The organism is Bradyrhizobium sp. (genome assembly GCF_030697065.1).
Lineage (GTDB): Bacteria > Pseudomonadota > Alphaproteobacteria > Rhizobiales > Xanthobacteraceae > Bradyrhizobium.
Genome location: NZ_JAUYQU010000097.1, coordinates 1 through 20,162, shown reverse-complemented (window position 1 = coordinate 20,162; position 20,162 = coordinate 1). Strand labels below are relative to the sequence as shown.

Sequence of the window (20,162 nt, the reverse complement as noted above, 5' to 3'; positions counted from 1 at the left end):
GGCGGGCAACAGCAGCGCGCCCGACAATATCGTGGCGACGAACAGGCGGATCAATCCGGTAACCTCCAGCAAGGGTTCGGATGATCAAGAAGTCTGGGGCTTGCGGGTTCCGCCGCCGCCGGCGGATTTGTCGCCGTGCTTCCGGAGCGCAAACCGTGAGCGACGATCGGCCCGGGGCGCCACACTCATCAATCGAGGGGCGTGTGCGTAGCTCGATGCCCGCTATCCCGCGAATTGCAGACTCGAACCGAACATCGCCTCCGGTCCGAAAACACGGCGGTTCGTTGGTCCGAAGTCCGGCGTGGGTCATTGGCGGTCATGAGCGGGACGCGAGATATCGTGTCCGCTTATCCTCCAAGAGCAGACAGCTCTCGCGAATAGGGCTTACCCGGTCGGGAACGCATCGACCGCACTTCGAGCTTGGATTCGGCACATAGATGTTATGGAAGAAGTCGGCCGTCGACCGAGCAGTCCACTTGCCGCCTTAGTCGCCATCTTTCAAATTGCGCGTCACCGCTTTCCCTCGACGGCAATCTCCACGAGGTACGGCCGATTCCCCGCAACAGCGCCTGCCACCACCGACGCAATGTCGTTAGGGTTTTGTACTCTGGTGCCTTCGACGCCCATGCCGGCTGCCAAATGCACAAAATCAAGGTTCGGCCCTGTCAAATCCATCTGCTGATAGGGATGCTGGGTCCCCGCCTCGAAGTTCTGCCGCCAGACGTCCACATTATGCTTGAGAATGCGATACTCCCGGTTTGAAAGAACAACGAACACGATCGCCAGATTGTGATGAGCCGCAGTCCACAGCGCCTGAATGCAGTACATCGCTGAACCGTCGCCGGAGATGGCAACGACCGGGCGATCCGGCACCGCGACCTTGACGCCGATCGCGCCTGCAAATCCCTGGCCGATACCGCCGCCACGCCCGCCGAAATAGTCGCCAAAACCCCGATAGTCGAACGATCGTGCGAGGTCGAGGCTAGCAGTAATGCTCTCATCCACAATCACCGCATTATCCGGGAGTCCGCGCCTGAGCTCGGCCGTCACCCGCGCCATCGAACTCGGCTCGCGGTTCCAGCTCTTCTCCAGTCGAACCCGATGCCCCTCTTTTTCGCGTGCACTCAGCTCCGCCAACAGTTGATTGCGGCGTTGCGCTGCGAGCCCATACTCCCGGGTTTGCCGCGAACGGACTTCATCCACCAGCAAGGCTATGCTCGTCGCCATGTCCCCGAGGATGCCAGCGTCGAGACGATGATTGAACGCCAGTCGCTCAGACGATTCCTCTATCTGGATGACAACGGCTCCTTCGGGAAAATGGCTCCCTGACGCGTACCAGATATCCTCAAAGAACGGGCCGCCCAGCAGCAGGATGAGGTCGGCATCCCGCAATGCCTTGCGAACCTGCGCGGCATCGCTTGGGAGCGATTGACGATAGTTCGGGTGACTGGTCGGAAACGGCGCATGGCCTCGCAACCCCTCGAACCATACGGAAGCGCCAATAGCCTCCGCCAACGTGACGAGTGCGTCATGAGTTCCTGACCGGGCCACATCATCGCCGGCAACGATCGCAGGCATCGCTGATTTCATAAGAAGCGAGGCAGCCTGCTCAAGACCCCTGGGATCAGGATGAGCGGATCGCCACAACTTATCCGGCCCGATGGGTTCTACCGAAGTCTCCTGCTCCATCACGTCAATCGGAAGAGAGACGAAGACGGGCCCCTTGGGGGCATCGGTTGCAACCTTGAAAGCACGGCGCAGAATGGGAGCCATCTCGTCGGCCCGCTCGACCTGCACGCTCCACTTGGTGACCGGTGCCGCCAGATCGACGAGATCATGCCCTAGCAGCGGATTGGAGAGCCGCATGCGCGTATCCTGCTGTCCCGCTGTCACGATAAGAGGGGAATTGGCTTTGTAAGCGCCATACAGCGACCCAATCGCATTCCCCAGTCCAGGGGCGACATGAAGATTGGCAACGGCCGTCTGACCCGTGGCTTGCGCGTAAAAGCTCGCGGCGCTCACCGCAACACCCTCATGCAAAGCCATGACATATTCGATCTGCGGGTAGGCAGCCAGACTGTCGAGCAACGGCGTCTCTGTCGTACCGGGATTGCCAAAGATATGGCGCACGCCGTTCGAAATTAGGGATTCCATCAGCACACGCCGTCCACGCATTCTCGTCCTCCTTATAAGCCACCTTCCGGCGACGATAGCATGCACGCAACCGTAGCTCTAGGCGCGGCTCCACAGCGCAATTTTTGCGCAATGTTGCCGAGGCAAACTGGCCTTGGTCCAAACTTCCGGCCAATGAAAGATCGGGAAATTCTCAGGCTGCCTCTGTTGTAGAGGTGTCCTGCTGGGGGGCGTCTTGACCTTGAACCGTCACGCCCGTTGCCTCGATGCAAAGATTGATCGCTTCCCCGAGACTCGCAGCAACGAGGTCCGCTTTCGCGCCTTCCCGCAGTAACTCTAACGCAGCCGGGTCGGTCTGCTGAAACCAGCAGCACAGAATGATTGTCGCCGTCGGCAACTTCCGCCTTAGTCGCCGAACGGCGTAGCGCATGTGTGCTGGCCCACTGGCATCGAGGTAGACAAGGCAGGCTATCGCAACACCAGTTGTGTCAAGGCGGAAAACATTCGTCGTAGAAAGCGCTTCTGCCGGCTCTACACGCGCCGCCAAGCCGTGAGCCGTCGAAAGCTGGGCAAGCATGATTGCCGCTGCCTCATCGAGAATACTACGTCCCGCCATGCAGATAACGGGATGCTCGCCCTGCCAACCGGGAGGAAGGGCCTCCTTGTTGAGGATGGGCAATTTTTCATTTGCTGCGTTTTCGGCGACGCCTTCTACCGCCGACGATGCCTCTGAATCGGTGGTCAGATTGCCTTTCGACGGCGGCCGATCATCCTGATCAGACAGGTCGCCAGCAAATTCCGTCACCGCGTCTCGAATCTTTGCGAGACGTTCCTGGTCAAGCGCGCCCCGCTCGGCATCGGCTTGCGCCAATTGCAAGCCCTTCAAGCCGACTTCGTCGTAGTACGAAGCCAGAGACCGTTCTTTTAGAAACTCTTCGGCCTTTTCGGCGGCTTCGGTGGGATCACCAGCCAGCATCCGCTGGTAGAATATTTCCGGGGGAGAAAGTGCCGGTCGGTCCCCAAACATGATGTCAAGAAATTCCAATCTTTCCACATGGCGTCCAAGCACCACGAGGCAAACCGTCAGCGGAGTAGCTAGCACGAGCCCGATTGGTCCCCACAATGCAGTCCAGAACGTCGCTGCCGCAACCACCGCAACAGGAGAAAGCCCTGTGCTGTGCCCGTAAACCATCGGCTCGATGACATGTCCGACAACCGGCTCCACCACAATGAAAAGCGCGAGAGTCCATAGCAGCATGGTCCAACCGGGGTCGATAGCCACTGCCAACGCGAGCGGGAACGCGGCCCCGATGAAAGCACCGATATAGGGAACGAAGCGGAGAGCGGCCGCCAGGATGCCCCAAAGAATCGCGCTAGGAATCCCGATGAACCACAGACCGATCCCGATCACCACGCCGAAAGCGCCATTCACCATCAGCTGGGTCAGGAACAGGCGACTGAGGCGGCCCGCCGCATCGTCGAGCGCCGCGGTCGTACGTTGCAGATCGGACGAGCCCGCTAGCCGAATGAGACGGTTGCGGAGATCCTCACGCTGCAACAGGATGAAAATCACGAAAACGATTATGATGCCCGTCGTGGCGATGGGATGAATCAGCGGGGAGATCAAAGTCCGTAGGCTTTCAAGCGCGCCAGGATCCGGCTGGCGTACCTCCACAGGAACCGGTTTCAATGGCCCCTGCTCGTTGTGACCAACCACCTGGCCCGAACTGGCAGCCGCGGCGTCTTTTGGCTTATCGAGCTCCTTGCTAAGATCTTTCAGCATATCGGAGGCGCGTTCCAGCGTACTCCTGCCGGCTTTTGTTTCCCGAAAGGACTGGATCTTTTCGCTCATCGTCGACTGGTAGCGCGGAAGATCTCCCGCGAGTTGGGTCAGCTGGGTGGCGAGGAGACTTCCCATCGCGAAAATCAGCAAGAAGGCAAGTATGACCACGCTCACGACGGCCAGCGCGCGCGGCACGCGGATTCGGCGCAGTATTTCGACAAGCGGCGCCAACACAAAGCTGAGTAGAATAGCCAACGCAACAGGCACAAAGATGTCCCGACCGAAGAAGAGCATCGAGATAATGATGACAGCCAGTATCGCCGTCGCCACTGCGCTAAGCAGCCCTATAAGTTCTTCCGTGGTTCGCGCTCGAAATGGCTGCCGTGTTAGAGGCCTCATCTACGTTCCTACCCCGGGGTCTCGACACACCCCATGAAAAAACCGCTCGGGCATTATCCCGCGCGGCTTGGAGGCGGCAGTCCTCTAGACCAAGCCGCCAGATACCAATAAACGAGCGGCTTAAAGGTTTCGTCCCGAGAAAAAAAGGCGCCTCGGCGCCCCACTGACAGTTGGGTCTTTATTGGTGCCTGTCGGACGTGGTGTCAGCAATCTTGGATTAAGCGTCGGGTCGATCCCTTAGTGCACTGGTATCGTCAAATGCCTTAACTTCGTTGGTTCCCTGTTTAAAGTCCCGCCTATAAAAATCCAGATTTCTGCCAGGCGGCTCGCCTATCACCAAGATTTACGGCAGATTGATTTCCCCGCCCCCACTACTACACTGGCTGAAAAGACCCGCCGGCGAGCCGGCGGGTTTAATAATCAGCGCCTTACTCGATGCGGAAACGCACACTCATAGGGCCACATTGGGCACCGCAGGCCCGCATCGAGAGTGTGAGTAGAACTGTGAGTAAGTAGGATTTTACTGACTCATAATGCAACAAAAACAAGGCGTTACGCAATTAGTTCGAGAGAGGCCAGGGCCAAGAATTTGTTCCTATGACTCTCTGCCACCAATAGCAGATAACCGTCGCCTGAGCTCGAGTAGCCAAGGACAGACCCTACATCGCAACGGACCCACTTCGTCGGCTCGGCCGAGCGGAAAATAGGTTTCCGCCGGGCCCTTGCCTTTGACATCAACACTGCCGTGCGGCTCAGGCCGAAAGCGTCCGTAAAGGTGTCGATAGGTTGCTGCCGCAATCTCAGCGGGGCCTTTTAATGCCGAGAAAGGCAGCAAATTCTTTACACCGGGCAATGCGGAGAGGCTAAGGTTTGGACGAGGCTCGACGCCCGCCGGGTTGGGGGGACGGTTACCTGGGCCGCAGACAGGGAGGAAGACTTTGAGAACACTGGCATTCACGCGCCGCTCGCTGGCCGTCGCCTTGATAACCGTCGCTACGGCCACGGGTGCGTTGGCCCAGGCGAAACCGGACCCGTCCTGGTCGCAGACCCTGACGCTCGGCACCGCCTCCGTCGGCGGCACCTACTTCGTCTATGGCCAGGTCTGGGCCAGTCTCGTCAACGAGAAGATAGGCACCAAGATTTCGACCCAGCAGACCCAAGGCCCGAACCAGAACATCATCCTGACCGACGGAAAACAGATCGACTTCGGCATGACCACCATGGGCGTCGCGCTCCAGGCGTGGAACGGCGACGGCGAGTGGACCAAGGGCACCAAGTACCGGAACATCCGCGCACTGTTTCCGATGTACGATACGCCCTTCCACTTCATCACGCTCGAGAAGAACCCGATCAAGTCGGTCAAGGACCTCGCCGGCAAGAAGGCGGGAGTGGGCCCCCGCGCCGGCACCTGCGGCACCTACTTCCCGCTGATGTTCAAGGCGCTGAACCTCGACGTGACCGTGCGCAATGGCCAGGGCTCCGACATGGCTGCGAACCTCGCAGACGGTCTGATCGACGCATTCCCGTTCTGCGCGGGCGTGCCGATCGCCGCCTACTCGGAACTGGAGAAGACCAACAAGGTCCGCTTCTTCACGTTCACGGACGCCGAACTCGCGACGCTCAAGAAGTCGCTGCCTGAGCTTTCCGACAGCGTGATCAAGAAAGGCACCTACCAGCAGCAGACCGAGGATCACAAAACGGTCGGCGTCTTCAACTTCGCCATCGCCCACAAGGACGTGCCGGACAACCTCGCCTACGCCGTGACCAAGGCGGTACTCGAAAACAATCCGGACATGGTCAAGGGCCACGCCGCCTCGGTCGAGACGCTGCTCGAGAACTGGAACCGCAACACCTTCCTCCCGTTCCATCCGGGCGCGATCAAGTACTTCGAGGAAAAGGGCATCAAAGTTCCGGCCAACCTGAAGCCATGAGGTCGGGAGGCGGTCCAACGACCGCCTCCGTCACTCTCGGCAGAGCGGTCATCCCGCTTGGGCGACGCCTGATCGGGGGTAACGGCCCATTCAGCGGCTCACCGTTCCGCCGCACGCTTCAGCGCAAGTCGAACCGGGCTCGTTCGTTGTCGGGGGGACGACATGGCGACTGACACATCGGCGGCGCAGCCCGCAGGCGCGGATGCACCGATCCTCCAGGTCGAGGAGGAGTTCGCCGGAGCCAGGCGCGTCCTGCGCTCGTGGGAAGCGAAACTGTTCGCCGTCCTCTGCGTGACCTTCACGCTGTTCCACCTCTACGTCCTGAACATCTACTCGCTGGAGCCACTGCTGTTCCGCGCCATCCATGTCGGCTGGGGCGCGGCGCTCGGCTTCATGCTGTCGGCGCCCTTTCGCGGCGTGGGCAGGCAGGGCGTGCCCTGGTACGATTGGGTTTTCGTTCTCCTCTCGATCGGCTGTGCGGTCTATGTCGCGGTCGAACTCGACGGCCTCCTGTTCCGCGCCGGCGCGCAGTTCACACCGGGTGACGTCACGTGCGGCGTGATCGGCACTTTCCTCATCCTCGAGCTGGCGCGCCGAACGACCGGCTGGGCGCTGCCTGTGATTTCCGGGATCTTCATTCTCTATTGCTTCGTTGGCCCGTGGATGCCGGGAGTACTCGCCCACAAGGGCTTCGCAATCGACCGCTTCTTCACCTACATCTATTCAGAGTACGGCGTGTTCGGCGTGACGACGCAGGTGTCGTCGTCCTACATCATCCTGTTCGTCACTTTTGGCGCATTCCTTACGGTCTCGAAGGCCGGTGACTACATCAACGACGCCTGCAACGCGCTGTTCGGATGGGCGCGCGGCGGCCCCGCCAAGGCGGCGGTCGCCTCAGGCGTGCTGTTCGGCGCGATCTCGGGTTCGGCGGTCGCCAACGTCGTCGCCTCGGGCATGGTGACGATCCCGATGATGCGCAAGGTCGGCTACGACCGCTCTACCGCGGCTGCCATCGAAGCTACGTCGTCGACCGGCGGTCAGATCACGCCACCCGTACTCGGCGCCGGCGCCTTCCTGATGGCCGAGATCACCGGCATCCCTTACGCCGACATCGCGCTCGCCGCCGTCATCCCGGCGCTGCTTTTTTACGTCGCCTGCTGGATCCACGTCGACCTGCACGCCATCCGCCTAGGGCTGCGCGGCCTGTCGCGCGCCGAGCTTCCGCCGATCGGCGCCATCGCCGCGCGCATTTATCTTCTCTCGCCTGTGTTCGTCATGATCTGGGCGCTGATGGAAGGCTATTCGCCTTTCCGCGCCGGCGGTCTCGGCATCCTCGCGGCGCTGGTCTGCGGCTGGATGGCGCGCGTCTTCAGCGACTTCGACGCAAGCGGCGCGGTATCGATTTCCAACGCCTCACCGATGGCCGCCGTGGGCGGCGCGCTGCTGCGCGTGTTCGTGCTCGCGGCGCTCGGCGCAGGCCTTGGCGCGGCAGCCTTCTACGGGGCCGACCTCGTCGGCAGGAACAACACGGTCTACCTGACGATCGCGATCGTCACTGTCCCCGCGCTGCTGTTCGGCTGGCGCCGCACCCTCGAAGCGCTCGAGACTGCGGCCCGCGACAGCATCCAGCTCGTTGCCGTGTGTGCCTGCGCCGGCATCATCGTTGGCGTTGTCGCGCTCACCGGGGTCGGCGGCCGCTTCTCGGAGCTGATCCTCGCCGTCGCCGGCGCGAACCATCTGCTCGCCATGCTGGCCGCCGCCATGGTCGCCCTGATCCTCGGCATGGGCATGCCGACCACGGCCGCCTACGCTATCGCCGCCGCCGTGATCGCGCCGGGTCTCGCCAAGATCGGCGTACCGGTGCTCGTCGCACACATGTTCATCTTCTACTTCGCGGTCATCTCCTCCATCACGCCACCAGTGGCGCTCGCCTCCTTCGCTGCGGCCGGTCTCGCCCAGGCTGATCCATGGAAGACATCATGGACGGCGTTGAAGCTCGGCCTTGCGACCTTCCTCGTGCCCTTCATGTTCTATTTCTCGCCCGTGCTGCTGTTCAAGGGGACCTGGCCCGAGATCGTCCAGGCGACGCTGACCGGGGCGATCGGCGTCTGGTTCCTGGCAGGGGCGACGGAGGGGTGGTTCGGCGGCAAACTTGCGATGCCGTTGCGGTTCGTACTCGGCGGGGCGGCGCTCTGCCTGCTGCATCCGGGCTCGATCAGTGATCTGGCCGGCCTGGCCGTCGGCGTGCCAATCTATGTCTGGCAGCGCACGCGCAATCGAACGGACACACCTGCGCCGATCACGGTCTAGGCGCGTCGACCGACTCCGGCGCAGGAGCCGGCAGCGGTGGTTACACGGCAGATCGCGCAACTGTCCGACAAAAGAAAACTTGGCAGCCTGTCAGATTCGAATTGAGCGAGCAGCCCGCCAGGCGGTCGATGACTGTCTGAGGGGCCCAGGAAGGACCCAGTTTAACTTGTACCGTGAAACATGCCGCGAATCTTGGCAGCCATGACGGCCTGGGTGAGCGGCTTTTGAAGAAGTTGAACCCCCGGGTCAAGGCGACCTTGATGAACAACCGCATTGCGCGAATAACCGGTCATAAACAGAACCTTCAGTTTTGGTAGCCGTTTTTGCAGCTCGTCGGCCAGCTGGCGGCCGTTGATGCCCGGCATGATGATATCCGTCAGCAGAAGATCAATTCGACCCGTTCCGGCATCTACCAGCTTGAGAGCGGTATCGCCGTTGTATGCCTGGATCACCGTATAGCCGAGATCTTGCAGGGTCTCGACGATGTAAGCCCGGACGCCCGGATCATCCTCTACGACCAGAATGGTTTCGTTACCCGAACTGCGGAACACGGGTTCATCCACGTGATCGACGCCGGCGCGGCCCGCGAAGGTGCGGGGCAGGTAGATCTTGATTGTGGTCCCTTCGCCCACCTCGCTGTAAATTTTAACGTGGCCGCCGGATTGTTTGACAAAGCCGTAAACCTGGCTGAGACCCAGGCCCGTTCCTTGCCCAGGCTCCTTGGTCGTGAAAAACGGGTCGAAGGCTTTTTCCTGAACGCTGAGCGGCATGCCAGGACCGGTGTCGGAAACAGAGATAAGAACATACTGACCGGGCTGCACGTCGGCATGCTGCCGAGCGTAGTGTTCATCGATAAAGGAGTTGCTGGTTTCAATCGTCAGCTTGCCCGCATCTGACATTGCGTCACGCGCATTGACGACAAGATTGAGGATGGCCGCTTCCATCTGGCTGACGTCGATTTCCACTTGCCAAAGCCCCGCACCACCGACGACTTCAAGATCGATATTTTCACCAAGCGTGCGGCGAAAAAAGTCGGACATGCCCGCCAGCGTCTGATTGACATCGATGGGTTTTGGATCGAGCGGCTGCCGTCTTGCAAATGCCAGCAATCGTTGCGTCAGCGTGGCAGCCCGTTGAGCGCCGCCCGCCGCGCTCGCTATCACCCGGGTCAGTCTTTCGCGGGTGCCTTCACCCCATGACTTCAGGCTGCGTTCAGCTATTTCCAGATTGCCGATCACAATAGTCAGCAGATTGTTGAAGTCGTGGGCGACGCCGCCGGTCAGCTGGCCGATGGCTTCCATTTTCTGGGTATGCCGAAGCATCTCCTCGGCTTCGCGACGATACCTGGCTTCTTCCTCCAGCGCGAACTCAGCGAGCTTGAGTTGGCTTGGGGAGGGAATCGCCAGCAGCGTGGGAAGCAATGGCCAAAGTACGGCAGCGGTTACGACGGAAGCAATCGCGGTAATGGCTTTTACGAAACCCTCGATGCCATAAATCGGCACCCACAACGTGTAGATGGACAGGATATGGGTCAATCCGCACGCCATGATGAAAATAGCGAAGGCCCAGAAAATCCAGCCGAATTCGACATCGCGTCGCTTGAATACAAAAATCGACAGAGCCACGGGGATCGAAAAGTACGCCGCTGCGGTCAGGGCATCCGCGCCGACGTGGAGCCAGATTATTTCCGGCTCCCACAGCAGGCAAATACCATGGGGCGCATACATCGAACTATCGAGAATCCTAACAAGATAATCCCACATGGTCCAAACCCGCTTCTATGCTGCTTTATAAATTATTCGCCAACACAACCGGGTGCCGCAAGCCTTTTTCTGCACCCCGATCCCCGGCACAAGGCGCAGACCCTCAATCAGACCAAAATAAGCCTTCCGGGCCATGTGCCGGTTTTCCTCGTCGTCCTCAAGCATACATTCGGTTGATTGCGGATGCGTCGCGACCTCCGCTATGGGTCAATCGCGTCGTTTTGGCCAACGGGCAGCCACTTGCGGACCAGGCATCAAGGGCTTCGACTTCCGACGATATCCGTCCATTCGGATGAAGCGCATGCAAGCTGATGACCACCCCCTCATGTTTAATCTGTCAATCCGTCGATTGGTCCGCGAGTGACCCGTCTGAATTCGCCGACTGTCAGGTCAGGGTTTCGGGAGACCGCATCAAGGAATTCATACAAGTGATCCATAAACATTTCGACGAGCGATGGATCATAAAGTCCGGCGTCGAAATCCATCACGCACCGATAATTCCCGTCCTGTTCACGCAGCTGGAGTGTGCAGCCCCACGGCATATGGAGAGGCCCTTGCGATCCGTAGCGACTGATCGTCAGATTGGCAAAGCGCCTTTCGCCAAGGCGGTTATCCAGTGGTGCCGCGAAGATCACATTGATTGGCGGCGTGACAGTATTTCGCTTCTCAAGCTCCGCGCTCAGCTTATCAAAGGGAATTTCACTGTACGATTCGGCCTCGGTTACTGTGGTGTCAACCTGCGATATGAGTTCTTTGAAGGAGATGGCGACATCACATTCGAGCTTCAAGGCGACTGTATTTGAGAAATCACCAATCATATTTCGCAATTGCCAATGACGACGCCCGGTCACGAAGCTGCCGATGATCCGGTTGGAGCAATGAGTTTCCAGCCAAAGAACGGCAACAAATCCCGCAAGCCAGATTCTATAGAGCGTCGTGCCGCCCTCCCTTCGCAATTCATTCAGTCGGTCCATCAGCCCGGGCTCGATCGAACGGACCAAACGCCCGGCATCTGGATCAACTCCTGCAAGCAGCTCCGGTCGCTTGAACGGCAGATCGATCGGTGATCGAACGCTCTCAAGGTACGCCGCCCACCATGCGACAGCGTCGTGGTAAGTTTGACCAGCCGGATCAAAACCGGAACGCTGCCATGCAGCATAGTCCGCATATTGTAACTTCATCTCCGGCAGTATCGCTGGTTTACCGAAATGCGCTGCCTCATATAGCGATGACAGTTCATCGAGGAACAGTTTTCCTGACCAGCCATCCCAAACCATATGGTGAATCGATCTGATCAATAGATGCTCCTGCGCGCTGATCCGCATCACCGCGAATTTTACCAGCGGGCCGTTCGTAAAGTCACAAATTGACAGGCGCTCGTGCCTGATAATTCTCCGCGCGGTCTGCTCCGGATCTTCATCGTTGGCGACGGAGAAAACCGGCAGTGCTACCTTCTCGACGGGATGAACCATCTGAATTGGCCGACCATCCAGAAACGGAAACGTCGTTCGCAGGATCTCATGACGGCTTATCAGTGAGGTGAGGCAGTCCGCCAGCATCGCTATGTCAAGCGGCCCCTCGATTTTATCAATCATGCTCAGAACATAACCTGAGTGCTCCAAACGATTCTGGCAAATAGCCCAGATGCTCTCTTGAGCCAGCGACAATGGAACCGGCTGGTCACGAGATGCTCGTACAATCGTCGCCCCAGCAGCCCGGTCCTTGCTGACGACAAGACCAACCAGCTCACTTACTGTATCGAGCGCAACCAGTTCCGCTGGATCGAGCTCTACACCAACAATTGTCTCGATCTCCATGCACAGTTCAAGGGCATCAAGGCTGTCTATCGCTAGATCAGAGAGCAGAAAATCGGAATGTGGATCATGCAACGCAGCCGCCTGTTCGGGTTTCATTTTCACGACCCTGCAGAGGGCACCGACAATTGCAGAGCGCACAGCGTGTTCCCTCATGCCCGAACTTCTACAACGAGTTCGTCAGGACAGGTGAAAACATAATCCGAAGTGCGAGGCGCATATGAAAGCACGGATGCACGCAACGGAATTTCCGACAGAAACGAAGTAACACCGTTCCAGATCTCAATGGCTAGGGGGCGTCCAAGGCAGGTGTGCGCCCCCGCACCGAAGAAATTTGAACGACTGAGATCAGACAATTCGGCTGCGAAGGACTGAAGAAATATACGAACGCGGTCACCCGGGTTGAATGCAATACTCTTGAAACAGAATGGAATGACCACGAGACGTTCGATAAACGGAACACCCGTTTCCGGCGGGAGCCTGGGAAAGCTGATCTCCGTCAGCTTTCGGTCACCATTGGATTCCAGGATTTTATGCAGACTTTCTCCCAACATCCCCTTCAATGGGTCCATTCCAAGAATAACGTACGCAAGCCGTAAACCAACTTCGTCCTCTGTCGCACCTTCGCCAAGCTGCGAAACGATCACCTTGCGGAGCGATGCGATCTCGGTATCCATCGCCTGGCGCTTGTTAAGTCCACTGGACCTGTCAAAGATCAGTGAAGCATGGCGGCAATCATGGATGGACCCCACTTCAATCCCGGCGATGAGGCATATGTACTCACTGATCATTGGCTCGATGGCATCGCTCATCACCTCGAATTTGCCCGCGCGCTTGAATGCGGAAAGATGCCTGGCCGTTAGTTCCGGAATATGCTCGGCGACAACATTCCTGCGAGCTGCCAGGAACTCACTGGCCATGCGCCGACTGCGCGCGTGGCGGTCGCCGTGGTGACAAAGTGGAATATAGCTGAAGGCAGAGATGAGAGCAGAAAAGTCGATGTTAAAGCGCTCACTCAGCCGCTTATAGTCCTCGGCATAGACTGCCGGCTGGAGCTTTTCCGAGCCAATAAGCTGCCGGCAGTCTGAGGGATCGGTGACAATCCAGGTTTTGGTTCTCGGATCAAAGAAGGGATCGCCCGTCCTCCTTGTCCGGTAGAATGCATGTCGCGCCTCATCACGGTGAAATGTTAGAAAATTAAACGAATCCATATCGTTTCTCTGATAGTGCGCCTACAATGCCAACTGCTAACGAGCTCAAAAACCGTTTTAAGGCAATAGCAGCTTGCTTCCCGTGAGGCGAGCGGCAGCAGAGCGCTGGAAGCCTGACGTCCTCTGGGCCGATCGCGAGGTTTGATAGTCGTCCGGCATTTTCCGGTCCACCGCTGTCAACGGATATCAGCACAGCCAGTCGATGGGTCTGTTTCGTGCCAAATGCTGCAGGCAGCTCTTGCCAGGCGGCCCAGAAGTCCGCTTCTGAAAGCCGACCTGTTTCCCAGGCCGCTTCGGGTGGCTCATTCTTCCCGCCTCTGCAACCCAGCCGAGAAAGCTGTTCAGCTCTTGCTCGGGCATAGCGGAACAGGTTGATGTCCGGGATACCTGGGCAGACAGAATGCCCTGCCCGGTTTTCAACTGCCGCTTCGTGCCAGGACGCGCGGGTCCGGTGGCGCGTCAGCAAATTATGGCTGCAACGCGCACGTTTGCCGATCATGCGGCGAGTTGTCCTATGCGGCGTTCGTTTCTTCCTCGATGGCGATTCTGTGCAAGATTTCGAAGACCCGCTCACCCTGCATTCGCTCGGCTCTGAAATCCGTCGCGTCGCCGATATGTCCGAAGAGATCCTCTCCCTCACGGGAGCGGCCGACAAAAGCCATCGACCATGCGGGGAAGCCGCGATGGGGCGTCTGCTCGAAAGCGAGGATCTTAATGTCGCTGTGGCGCGGGTCGTCCTGGATTCGCTCGAACGTCGCCTCGACGTCGTGACGGCGGCCCTCAAGCACCTGTGCGAAGATGCCGGCATTGAACATCAGGGCGCCGGTGACGCCAAGCGACGCATTGTTGCGCCACGCGGAATGGAGGATAGCATCCACCCCTGCCGCCACCTGGTCCGGAGTGCCTTTGATGCAATTCCGGCTGAAGTAAACCAGCCGATAAAGGTCCGACATCATCGTGTTATGGCTCCGGTCATGTGACCAATTGCTCTCGGTTGCGCCGTTGCCTTACTTACGCCGACCCTAACTCCGAGCGGTCAACCATGTGTCGGTCCAAATGCTAAAATTTGAATGGTTAGTCGCCTTTGGGTCAAATGCTGCAGGACATCTCCCGCCAGACGGCCCAGAAGTCCGCTTCCTGAAAGCCGACTTGTTTCCAAGACCGCTTCGGGTGGCTCATTCTTCCCGCCTCTGCAACCAAAGCCGAGAAAGCTGTTCAGCTCTTGCTCGGGCATACCAGGATCGAAAACACGGTCCGGTATCTCGGGATAGAGGTCGATGAAGCTCTGGCAATAGCGGAACAGGTTGATGTCCGGGATACCGGGCAGACAGACATGCCCTGCCCAATTTTCAACTGCCGCGTCGTGCCAAACACGGAAACGAGCCGTAGGCGGACTCCTGCTCGCGCGGGCGTCGATTCCAATTGCATCGTACGATACCCCAAAAGCCTGGAACCAACCGCCTTATTGGCCGTTTTACGATTTGGAGGCTAATCCGATGCAGAACACCCGAAATCGCGTACCCGCCAATACCGCCGCCGAAATCAACAAGAAAATTCGCGACGAGACAAATGCGCGAGTCCGATATTATCAACAGCATAAGGACGGTATCCGCTCTCGGCTCCGCCAACTTGATGAAGAGTGGGACATTGAGAGGGCCATCGAGTGCAATGCCTCCGCGCTCGCCTTCACAGGTGTCGTCCTGGGAGCCACAGGCGATAAGAGGTGGCTCCTTCTGCCAGCGATGGTGACGGCATTTCTATTCCAACACGCTATCCAAGGATGGTGCCCGCCGGTGCCTATCCTTCGACATATGGGCTTCCGAACGGCCTCGGAGATAGAGCAAGAGCGGCAAGCACTTAAAGCTCTCCGTGGCGATTTTGCTGATATTTCGAACGATAATGCCGACGCAATCCTTAATGCAGTGCGGGCATGACGCGAATAGAGATGCAACCGACGACTACATTCCCGACGGACGCAGGGATTTGTTCGGCTTGGGATTAGGCGGCTTCTTCGACGGTCTGGCCACCTCCGGTCCACCCCGATCAGAGGGCGTCGCATAGCCCGCGCAGCAATCCGCAGCCTGCACATAGACATCGGTGGCAGACAGCCGATGATCGTTTGGCAGCGGTTCTCACTTCGCTTCTATCTTGTAGGAAGCCGAAAAAACGCCAGTATTCGCGTAAGTTGGGGTGCCATCCGGGGGTCCCCGTCAAGAAAGCCGATCTTGCGCGAGCCTTTACAATTTCCGCCACCCCTACTCGGTTGATTTTGCGGAAGCCGAACACGAACGGCCGGTCGCTACACTGAAGGCTTCCCGAGCGGGCACCTGGCGTTGGAACATAGCCGCCAACATCGTCGAATGGGACGACGCCCTGTGCGATGCGTACGGCATTAAGCGAGGGGATGCCCCCACGAAAGCTCCATTGAATTAATCACGGGTGATTACGAGTCGCTGATGTCTGCAATGGATCATTCGCGTCGGTTTTAATATCTGCAGCATGTCCGCTATCCGGCCCATCTCGGACAAGAAATTTGGCGTTGCGAACCCCGGGATGAGCGTGAGTCGTTAGAATTTGGCTACCTTGGGAGTCCGCGCCCTACTCCGACCGCTGTACCGCCGGCTTCTCCTTTGGCCTCGTCGCGGCGCTGAGGTTATGCGCGGTGTTGATCAGCGCGATATGGGTCAGCGCCTGCGGAAAATTGCCGGTCTGGCGGCCTTCGCCTGAATCATATTCCTCCGCCAGTAACCCGAGATCGTTCGCGATCGCGGCCACCCGGTCGAACAGCGCCTGCGCCTTGTCGAATTCGCCTGAAAGCACATGGGCATCCGCAAGCCAGAGGCTGCAGGCGAGGAAGGCGCCCTCGATCGGCTGTTTTTCGTCGGTGACCTCGCGGGGATCGTGGCGCAGCACGAACCCGTCCCGCATCAGGTGGCTTTCGACCGCCGCGATGGTGCCGCGGACCCGCGGGTCCGATGCGGGCAGGAATCCCACCGCCGGCAGCAGCAGGATGCTGGCGTCGAGCACTTGCGAGCCGTAGGACTCGACGAAGGTATTCTGCGCGGCGTCAAAGCCCTTCTCGCAGACGTCGCGCCGGATGACATCGCGCAAGTTCCGCCAGCGCTCGAGCGGCGCCTTGAAGCCGAATTTTTCAGCGCTCTTGATGCCGCGATCGAACGCCACCCACGTCATCACTTTCGAGAATACGTAATGCTTGCCGGCGCCGCGCCGCTCCCAGATACCGTGGTCCGGCTGGTCCCAGATCCCCGCCAGATGTTCGAGCACAGCGCGTTCCAGGTCCCAGGTGCCGTCATCGAGTTTCAGTTCGGCCATGCGCGACTGATGAAACGCATCGATCAATTCGCCGTAGACGTCGAGCTGCAACTGCGCATAAGCGGCATTGCCGACCCGGACCGGTTTTGCGCCCTCGTAACCCGGCAGCCACGATGCCTCCCATTCCAGCAGGCGGCGCTGGCCCATGATGCCGTACATGATCTGCATGTTGGCCGGCGCACCGGCCGCGGCGCGCAGCAGCCAATTGTGCCAGGCGGAGGCTTCGGCGGTGTAGCCCGAATTCATCAGCGCCAGCAGCGTGAAGGTGGCGTCGCGCAACCAGCAAAACCGGTAATCCCAGTTGCGCCGGCCCCCGAGCTTTTCCGGCAGCGAAGTGGTCGGCGCCGCCACGATGCCGCCGGTCGGCGCGTAGGTCAGCGCCTTCAGTGTGATCAGCGACCGCATCACCAACTCGCGGTGGTGGCCTTGATAGGTGCAGTGGCCGGACCATTCGGTCCAGAAGTCCTCGGTATCCCGCAGAGCCTTGACCGGATCGATCGGCCCCGGCACCGGCAGATGCGACGGCCCGTAAGCCATCACGAACGGGATCGTCTCGCCTTCGCCGACCTCGAAGTCGGCCACCGTCATCATGTCCCGGCCTCGGGTCTCGACCGGCGTTCGCAGCACCACCATGTCCTGGCCGGCGATCGCCAGCAGCGCACCGTCCGCGGTGTGCTTGACCCAGGGGATATCGGCGCCGAAGCCAAAGCGGATCACCAGTTCCATCTTGAGCTTCACGCGGCCGCTGACGCCGTGCACCAGCCTGACCACGTCGGAGGCGCTACCGCGCGGCGGCATGAAATCGATCAGGACGACGACGCCATCAGCGGTCTCGAACCGCGTCTCCAGGATCAGCGTGTTGTCCCGGTAGCGCCGGGAGGATTTTGTCACGTCTCCGCTGGGCCCGATCAGCCAGCGGCCATGCTTCGGCGTGCCGAGCAGTGCGGCAAAGCAGGCGTCCGAATCGAAGGCGGGCCAGCACAGCCAGTCGATCGAGCCGTCGCGGCCGACCAGTGCCGCGGTCTCGCAATCGCCAATCAACCCGTAGTCTTCAATCTTGCAGGACAAACCGGTACCGCCGAATTTCCGTGCCTCAGCCCGCCGCCCGCGACCGCTCCGCCGTCGCGCGCCTGAGCGCGGCAACGTCGATCGCGGCGGTCATGGCGTCGATCGTGATGGGCAGCCGCTGCCGCCAGTTCGGATGCTCGTTGACGGTGCCGGGAATATTGGGCTGTTCGATCACGCCCAGCAGATCCTCCAGCGATATCGCGAGCAGCCGGGATTTGGTACGCGCCAGGAACCCCGCCACGGCATAGAGATCGTGATCGTCGATGGCGTGGTGGCGCAGCACATCACCCAGCATGTGCAGGGCATGCCATCGCGCCTCGTCGCTCTCGCCGGGATCGATCCCGATCGAGCGTTTCAGCTTGAGATCGCTGAACGAGCGCCAGCCGGCATAGGTCGACAGATCGTGGGTGTTGAAGGTAACCAGCGCATTGGACGCATAATGGTCGACGCCGCGGAACGAACCCGTGTCGTCGCGTTCGAACATCATCACCTGGTACGACCAGACGCCCCATTCCGCCATCTGCTCGCGAAATCCCTCCGGCACCGTGCCGAGGTCTTCGCCGATCACCACGCAGCGATGCCTGATGCTTTCCTGCGCGGTAGCGGCCAGCAGCGCCTCGAACGGCATCTGCACATAGACGCCGTTGTCGGCGGCAAACCCGTGCGGCACCAGATAAAGCCGCTTCAGCCCGAGCACATGATCGAGCCGGATCGCGCCGGCATGGCGCATCGAGGCGCGCAGCATTTCGCGATACGGCTCGAACGCCTGCAGTTCGAGCCCGGCGGCGTTGAACCCGGCGAGGCCCCAGTTCTGGCCCGCGGTATTGAGGGGATCCGGTGGCGCGCCGACCGAGAGATGGCGCGAGATCGCCGATTGTTCGTTCCAGGCATCGAAGCCGTCGCACTGCACGCCGACGGCGACGTCGAGGTAAAGCCCGACCTTCATGCCGAGCCGCTCCGCCAGCTCCTTGCAGGCCTGCAACTGCCGGTCGGCGGCCCATTGCACGAATTCGACGAACTCGATTGCCGGTGCATCCTCTCCTTGACGCAGGGAGGCACAATTGGCCTCGTCAGGCCGGCGCCATTCCTCCGGCCATTCCCACCATGGCTTGCCGAATTTATGCCGCAGCACCTCGAAACAGGCGAACCGCGACAGCAGGGGAGCACGCTCGGCGCAAAATCGCTCGAAATCCTGCTTGCGCTCCGCGCCGGCATTGGCCTTGAAGCTATCGAAAGCAAAGCGCAGCGCGCGCCATTTCATCTCGGCTACGGCGGTATAATTAATGGTATCGCCCGCTCTCAGCGCGGCGACTGCGCCCTTGCTCTCGAATGCGCGCTGATATCCAGGCAGTTTTTCGACATCGACATAGAGCGGGTTCAGGAACAGCCGGCTGTTCGGCGAATAGGGACTGCAATCGCCCGGGCGATCGTCGAACAAGGCGTGCAGCGGATTGAGGCCGACCCCGTCGGCTCCGAGGCCGGCGGCCAGTTCGATCAATCCTTCGAGGTCGGTGAAATCCCCGATGCCCCAGTTGCGCGCCGACCGGACGCCGTAGAGCTGGATCGCCAGCAGCCAGCAGCGGTCGAAATCCCCGCCGAACGCCCGGGGCGGCGCCACGATCAGCGGCACCTGCTCGGTAAAGCCGGACGAATCGGTCAGATGCAGCAGGTAGGAGCCGACAGGCAGATCCGCCGGCCAGGCCACGGTGCGGCCGCGGGCCTCGCCACCGGCGATAACCTCGGCGCCGGCAACGATTTTCCATCGCAGCGGCAACGTGGCGGCCTGGCTGAGTTCGGTCTGTGCGGGCTGACCCGACCGTACCACCACCGCCTGATCCAGAAACCGGTACGGGGTGCGCACCGGCAGGGCATCGACGATGATTTGCAGCACGGCTGCGTCCGTCACATGGAGGTGACCCTGACCGTCGATATATTCGGTCTGGATTCCCAACTCACGGGCTCTGGCGAAAAGGTCCATTCGGCACGCTGTTTGCACGCGACATCCGCAGAGGTCGCGAAATTCCTTAGTTTTCGGAAGAGGATAGCCGTGGTTAACTCGCTGGCACCGCCGCCGTTCCCCGGGAACCAATGTCCGGTGAGCGGCTTGATATATATATGTCCGGAACGTCTTTCTGTCCCGCAACGGAAACGGGACCACCTTCCCATGTCAATGGCATCACCGTGAACAAAACAACACAAACTGTCGAGAGCGCCGGTGGCGCTTTCCATATCGAAGACGTTTTCCCGCAGATCGACGGCGGCCGCTTCCCCGTGAAGCGCATCGTCGGCGAGCGCGTCGAGGTGTGGTCCGATATCTATCGCGACGGCCATGATGTGGTCGCCGCGGCGCTGGTTTGGCGACGCGAGCAGGACCGCGAATGGCGTCGCGGGCCGATGGTCCATCACGGCAATGACCG

13 protein-coding genes and 1 pseudogene are annotated in these 20,162 nt (G+C 59.9%); 5 read left to right on the top strand and 9 right to left on the bottom strand.

Annotated features, from left to right (window positions below; all coding sequences use genetic code 11):
* Positions 1–510 precede the first annotated feature (510 nt).
* On the bottom strand, positions 511–2,175 hold the full coding sequence (locus Q8R73_RS07280) for a thiamine pyrophosphate-binding protein (RefSeq protein ID WP_305718864.1): 1,665 nt from the start codon (positions 2,173–2,175) through the stop codon (positions 511–513).
* A gap of 151 nt (positions 2,176–2,326) precedes the next feature.
* Entirely contained in the window at positions 2,327–4,315 is a 1,989-nt protein-coding gene (locus tag Q8R73_RS07275; RefSeq protein ID WP_305718863.1) for an AI-2E family transporter, read from the bottom strand.
* A gap of 938 nt (positions 4,316–5,253) precedes the next feature.
* Between Q8R73_RS07275 and Q8R73_RS07270 the strand changes: the two genes are divergently transcribed.
* Together Q8R73_RS07270 and Q8R73_RS07265 are read left to right on the top strand one after the other, a co-directional pair.
* Positions 5,254–6,246, top strand: a complete 993-nt coding sequence (locus tag Q8R73_RS07270) for a TAXI family TRAP transporter solute-binding subunit (protein WP_305718862.1) — start codon at positions 5,254–5,256, stop codon at positions 6,244–6,246.
* Positions 6,247–6,408: 162 nt separating this feature from the next.
* Positions 6,409–8,556 carry a TRAP transporter permease gene (locus tag Q8R73_RS07265; protein WP_305718861.1) on the top strand — a complete coding sequence of 716 codons (2,148 nt, stop codon included), beginning with the start codon at positions 6,409–6,411 and terminating at the stop codon, positions 8,554–8,556.
* Positions 8,557–8,717: 161 nt separating this feature from the next.
* Here the strand turns inward: Q8R73_RS07265 and Q8R73_RS07260 are convergent, their stop codons facing one another.
* The 5 genes from Q8R73_RS07260 to Q8R73_RS07240 form a co-directional block, all read right to left on the bottom strand.
* A complete protein-coding gene (locus tag Q8R73_RS07260; protein WP_371126054.1) occupies positions 8,718–10,319 on the bottom strand; it encodes an ATP-binding protein in 1,602 nt (533 codons plus the stop codon).
* 329 nt (positions 10,320–10,648) lie between these two features.
* On the bottom strand, positions 10,649–12,289 hold the full coding sequence (locus tag Q8R73_RS07255; RefSeq protein WP_305718859.1) for a condensation domain-containing protein: 1,641 nt from the start codon (positions 12,287–12,289) through the stop codon (positions 10,649–10,651).
* Complete coding sequence (locus Q8R73_RS07250) at positions 12,286–13,344, bottom strand: hypothetical protein (protein WP_305718858.1); 1,059 nt, start codon at positions 13,342–13,344, stop codon at positions 12,286–12,288. Before Q8R73_RS07250 ends, Q8R73_RS07255 begins: the two co-directional genes overlap by 4 nt.
* Positions 13,331–13,843 (bottom strand): hypothetical protein, encoded by a 513-nt coding sequence (locus Q8R73_RS07245; protein WP_305718857.1) that lies wholly within the window; start codon positions 13,841–13,843, stop codon positions 13,331–13,333. Before Q8R73_RS07245 ends, Q8R73_RS07250 begins: the two co-directional genes overlap by 14 nt.
* A gap of 13 nt (positions 13,844–13,856) precedes the next feature.
* On the bottom strand, positions 13,857–14,300 hold the full coding sequence (locus tag Q8R73_RS07240) for a BLUF domain-containing protein (RefSeq protein WP_305718856.1): 444 nt from the start codon (positions 14,298–14,300) through the stop codon (positions 13,857–13,859).
* A 251-nt stretch (positions 14,301–14,551) separates the two neighbouring features.
* Between Q8R73_RS07240 and Q8R73_RS07235 the strand changes: the two are divergent.
* Positions 14,552–14,656: pseudogene (locus tag Q8R73_RS07235) on the top strand (integrase); the annotation flags it as partial.
* Positions 14,657–14,840: 184 nt separating this feature from the next.
* Positions 14,841–15,278: a hypothetical protein gene (locus Q8R73_RS07230; protein ID WP_305718855.1), complete on the top strand. Its 438-nt coding sequence runs from the start codon at positions 14,841–14,843 to the stop codon at positions 15,276–15,278.
* A gap of 664 nt (positions 15,279–15,942) precedes the next feature.
* On the opposite strand, the gene Q8R73_RS07225 is transcribed toward Q8R73_RS07230, so the two are convergent.
* Together Q8R73_RS07225 and malQ are read right to left on the bottom strand one after the other, a co-directional pair.
* Complete coding sequence (locus Q8R73_RS07225) at positions 15,943–17,745, bottom strand: glycoside hydrolase family 15 protein (protein WP_305718854.1); 1,803 nt, start codon at positions 17,743–17,745, stop codon at positions 15,943–15,945.
* Between the two features lie 25 nt (positions 17,746–17,770).
* The gene (gene malQ / locus Q8R73_RS07220; RefSeq protein ID WP_305718853.1) at positions 17,771–19,723 is read right to left on the bottom strand and encodes a 4-alpha-glucanotransferase; all 1,953 of its coding nucleotides are present in this window, start codon (positions 19,721–19,723) and stop codon (positions 17,771–17,773) included.
* 203 nt (positions 19,724–19,926) lie between these two features.
* Here malQ and Q8R73_RS07215 point away from each other — a divergent pair.
* On the top strand, positions 19,927–20,162 hold a 236-nt coding region (locus tag Q8R73_RS07215), incomplete at its 3' end, for a maltotransferase domain-containing protein (protein ID WP_305718865.1).

Coding starts and splice junctions, on each gene's coding strand:
- Q8R73_RS07245 (WP_305718857.1), bottom strand. CDS start 13,843: ATGATCGGCAAACGTGCGCGTTGCAGCCATAATTTGCTGACGCGCCAC.
- Q8R73_RS07275 (WP_305718863.1), bottom strand. CDS start 4,315: ATGAGGCCTCTAACACGGCAGCCATTTCGAGCGCGAACCACGGAAGAA.
- malQ (WP_305718853.1), bottom strand. CDS start 19,723: ATGGACCTTTTCGCCAGAGCCCGTGAGTTGGGAATCCAGACCGAATAT.
- Q8R73_RS07280 (WP_305718864.1), bottom strand. CDS start 2,175: ATGCGTGGACGGCGTGTGCTGATGGAATCCCTAATTTCGAACGGCGTG.
- Q8R73_RS07255 (WP_305718859.1), bottom strand. CDS start 12,289: ATGAGGGAACACGCTGTGCGCTCTGCAATTGTCGGTGCCCTCTGCAGG.
- Q8R73_RS07265 (WP_305718861.1), top strand. CDS start 6,409: ATGGCGACTGACACATCGGCGGCGCAGCCCGCAGGCGCGGATGCACCG.
- Q8R73_RS07240 (WP_305718856.1), bottom strand. CDS start 14,300: ATGATGTCGGACCTTTATCGGCTGGTTTACTTCAGCCGGAATTGCATC.
- Q8R73_RS07230 (WP_305718855.1), top strand. CDS start 14,841: ATGCAGAACACCCGAAATCGCGTACCCGCCAATACCGCCGCCGAAATC.
- Q8R73_RS07250 (WP_305718858.1), bottom strand. CDS start 13,344: ATGGATTCGTTTAATTTTCTAACATTTCACCGTGATGAGGCGCGACAT.
- Q8R73_RS07260 (WP_371126054.1), bottom strand. CDS start 10,319: ATGTGGGATTATCTTGTTAGGATTCTCGATAGTTCGATGTATGCGCCC.